Origin of the sequence: Streptomyces alkaliterrae, assembly GCF_007097205.2 — a bacterium.
Taxonomy (GTDB): Bacteria; Actinomycetota; Actinomycetes; order Streptomycetales; family Streptomycetaceae; genus Streptomyces; species Streptomyces alkaliterrae.
In genome coordinates this window covers 1-3,492 of the sequence record NZ_VJYK02000430.1, presented here as the reverse complement: position 1 = coordinate 3,492, position 3,492 = coordinate 1, and the positions used below count along the sequence as shown (strand labels likewise).

General features: G+C 72.1%; 3 protein-coding genes and 1 CRISPR repeat array. All 3 genes read right to left on the bottom strand.

The features are described from left to right. The coding region (locus FNX44_RS25110) for an NAD(P)H-hydrate dehydratase (RefSeq protein WP_143651281.1) at positions 1 to 1,382 on the bottom strand (1,382 nt) is incomplete at its 3' end. A gap of 120 nt (positions 1,383 to 1,502) precedes the next feature. After that, positions 1,503 to 2,142: a CRISPR direct-repeat array (repeat unit 29 nt; unit sequence GGGACCATCCCCGCGTGCGCGGGGAGCAG). Between the two features lie 132 nt (positions 2,143 to 2,274). Next, a complete protein-coding gene (locus tag FNX44_RS25105; protein ID WP_143651280.1) occupies positions 2,275 to 2,484 on the bottom strand; it encodes a DUF397 domain-containing protein in 210 nt (69 codons plus the stop codon). Continuing rightward, on the bottom strand, positions 2,481 to 3,308 hold the full coding sequence (locus tag FNX44_RS25100) for a helix-turn-helix domain-containing protein (RefSeq protein ID WP_143651279.1): 828 nt from the start codon (positions 3,306 to 3,308) through the stop codon (positions 2,481 to 2,483). Before FNX44_RS25100 ends, FNX44_RS25105 begins: the two co-directional genes overlap by 4 nt. Positions 3,309 to 3,492 lie beyond the last annotated feature (184 nt).

Genomic DNA, 3,492 nt, shown 5'->3' with positions numbered 1-3,492 from the left:
GGGGTGGGGGTCTCGCGGGCGGCGAGGCCGTGGAGGTAGGCACCGGTGCTGGCAGCGTCGACGGGCGCGAGGCCAGCCGCCAGCAGGGCGCCGATCAGACCGGACAGCACGTCTCCGCTGCCGGCCGTGGCGAGCCACGGCGTGCCGGTCGGGTTGACCCGCACCGGCGCGGCGTCGGCGCCGCCGCCGCCCGGCGCGACGAGTGTCGTCGATCCCTTCAACAGGACCGTCGCCCCGAAGCGGTCCGCGAGTTCCCGGACGGCGCCCAACCGGGCGGCCTCGACCTCCGCCCTCGGGCGGTCCAGCAGCGCGGCGGCCTCCCCGGCGTGCGGGGTGAGCACGGTCGGCGCCGAGCGGGCGCGCACCCGCTCCGGGCTGAGCAGCCGCAGCGCGTCCGCGTCGACCAGCACCGGTACGTCCGCGTCCAGCGCCTCGGCGACGGTCCGCTCGGCCTCGCCGCCGGAGCCGAGCCCGGGGCCGACCACCCAGGACTGCACCCGCCCCGCCCGGTGCGGGCCACCATCCGAGACCAGCGTCTCCGGAAAGCGGTTGATCACCACGTCGGCGGCGTGCCCGGTATACCGCACGGCGCCCGCGCCGCCGCGCAGCGCACCGGCGACGGCCAGCACCGCCGCCCCCGGATACCGCGCCGACCCCGCCGCGACACCGACGACGCCGCGCCGGTACTTGTCGCTCTCGGCGGCCGGACGCGGCAGCAGCGCCGCCACGTCCGCGTGCTGCGGCGCCAGCAGGTCGGCCTCGGCCGGCAGGTACGGCCCGAGACCGATGTCCACAAGCCGCAGAGCCCCGGCCAGCTCACGGCCGGGGTCGACAAGCAGCCCCGGCTTGTACGCCCCGAAGGTGACGGTCGCGGCGGCGTGCACGGCTTCGCCGGGCACCTCGCCGGTGTCGGCATCGACGCCGCTCGGCAGGTCGACGGCGAGGATCGGCGCGGTCAACCGGCCCACCAGGTCCGAAGCCTCGGGCCGCAGCCCGCCACGGCCGCCGATACCGGTGATGCCGTCCAGTACGAGGTCGGCGGCGAGGGTGCCCGGGGCCGCCTCGGTGGCCGGCAGCACCCGGCCGCCGGCGGCGCGCAACGCGGCGAGCCCGCCGGGGTGCGCCCGGTCAGGCGAGAGCAGCAGGGCGGTGACGCCGGCGCCGCGCCGCGCGAGCCGGGCACCCGCGTACAGGGTGTCGCCCCCGTTGTCGCCGCTGCCGACGAGCAGCAGCACCCGGCTGCCGTAGACCCGGCCGAGCAGTCCGGCCGCCGCGGCGGCCAGCCCGGCCGCCGCCCGCCGCATCAACTCCCCCTCAGGAAGCCGGTCCATCAACGCGCGCTCGGCGGCGCGCACGGTCTCCACGCGAAACGCTGTCCTCATACCGGCCAGTCTCCCGCCAAGATCGCCACCCCGCAGCCACGTTCCCCGAACCCAAGGCGCACGCGTCGCCGTCGCTGTTGCTCGCACTAGAAGCGTCCCCTGCCGCCAGAAACGGGACCAGGAACCATCCCCGCGTGCGCGGGGAGCAGTACCGGATGTGGGCCCGGCGCGGTCGGGTGACGGGACCATCCCCGCGTGCGCGGGGAGCAGAACGTCTTCGACTTCATGGAAACGTCCATGAAGGGACCATCCCCGCGTGCGCGGGGAGCAGCTGTACCGGCCGTGGGGTCGCCCCGACCCCGAGGGACCATCCCCGCGTGCGCGGAGAGCAGGGTTTGCCGGCCTCGGTGCGGGCGGTGCTGCCGGGACCATCCCCGCGTGCGCGGGGAGCAGAGACCGGTGAACGTCACCCTCGCCCCGCCGTCGGGACCATCCCCGCGTGCGCGGGGAGCAGAGGAAGCTCGGGTTGGTTTCGACGCGTGGCCAGGGACCATCCCCGCGTGCGCGGGGAGCAGTGGAAGGTGGGGAACCGCGCCCACTCGGAATCGGGACCATCCCCGCGTGCGCGGGGAGCAGCGCAGGCTCGCGTCCGAAGATACGCATTGTCAGGGACCATCCCCGCGTGCGCGGGGAGCAGGTCGTCACCGACGGCCAGGACGTCCCGAATGGGGGACCATCCCCGCGTGCGCGGGGAGCAGGGCGAAGCCCGTCGCGGCGCCCTACGGCACCAAGGGACCATCCCCGCGTGAGCGGGGAGCAGACTAGATGACCTGCGGGTTTGTGGCGGGGGAGGGTGGTTTTCACTCACTTTCATTGATCCCGGCAAGTCGTCATGAATAGGGCGAAGCGGTTCCTGTGTTGCGAAGTCCGGCAGGGCTGTGCCCCGTGGGGATCAGAGGGTGGAGAGGGTGCCGGTTTTGATGCTTGTGACGAAGGTGGTGAAGGCGAGGGTGGGGAGGGCCAGGGCTGGGCCGGTCGGGTGCTTGGAGTCGCGGACGGGGACCACGCCGTGGGAGGCGGCGAGGTTGGCCGCGACCTCAACGCACTGGCCGCCGTTGTCGCTGTAGGAGGACTTGAACCAGCGGGGGGATTCGGTCGTCACGGGGTGCCCTTTCGCAACTGGTTGATCATTGCCACGGAGGCCGCCTGCGAGGGCGCTTCGGCCTGTAGTTGATGGTAGGCCGTCAACATGGGCAGCACGAAGGCGAGTTCTCGCTCAAGATGGCCCCGTTGGGCCGACTCGGAGTAGGCCATCAGGGAGCGGTCCGGCGACGTGAGGACCGTTATGGGAAGGTTGAACGGTCGCCTGGCGCCCATGTCGAAGGTGGCGACCTGGAGGACGGTGTTCGGCTGGTCGGCGAACTCGACCAGCCGGGCGAGCTGTTCATCCATCACCTCCGGTTCACCGATGGGACGGCGGACGCAACTCTCGTCGAGTACGGCGAACACCAGCGGCGGTGGCGTGCGGACGAGGGCGGCTTGTCGCTCAGCGACGAGCGCTACCCGCTCATCCGCCTGCTCGCGCGTGATCGCACCCCGCTTCACCGCGCTACCGGCGAGGACCGCCGCGTACTCGGGCGTCTGGAGCAGTCCAGGTATGACGCCCACCTCGTACAGCCGGATCTCCGCTACTCGCCCCTCGTGGTCGATGAACTGAGGAAAGCCCTCCAGCAGTGCGCCGTGGCGCATTTCGTGCCACTGGCGCTCGAACAGGTCACCTGTACCCAACGCTGCGTCAGCATGTCGCGAGAAGCGCAAGGTTGGGGACTTGTGTCCAGTTTCGACGGAGGAGATGTGGGTGCTGGAGTATCCCATCTGGTCACCCAGGCGGTCCTGCGTCCAGCCGCGCTCCGTGCGTGACGTGCGGAGACGTGCGCCGAAGGCGGCTTGAGGCGAGCTGTCCGGGTCCAACTCCTTGATGTTCAACGGCCTAACACCGACCTTTCGTCCTTTCCTGAAACGTTGAGGAGCGTCCGACTGTAGGCCACGCTGGGTCGCCCTGGTAGCGGAATCACTACGGAGAGGAGTCGTCGTGGCCGGTGAGGGTTTGCCCGTGGACGGTGGGCAGTTGGGGGTGGTCGGGCCTGCGGGGTCCGGCCAGGGCGGCGGC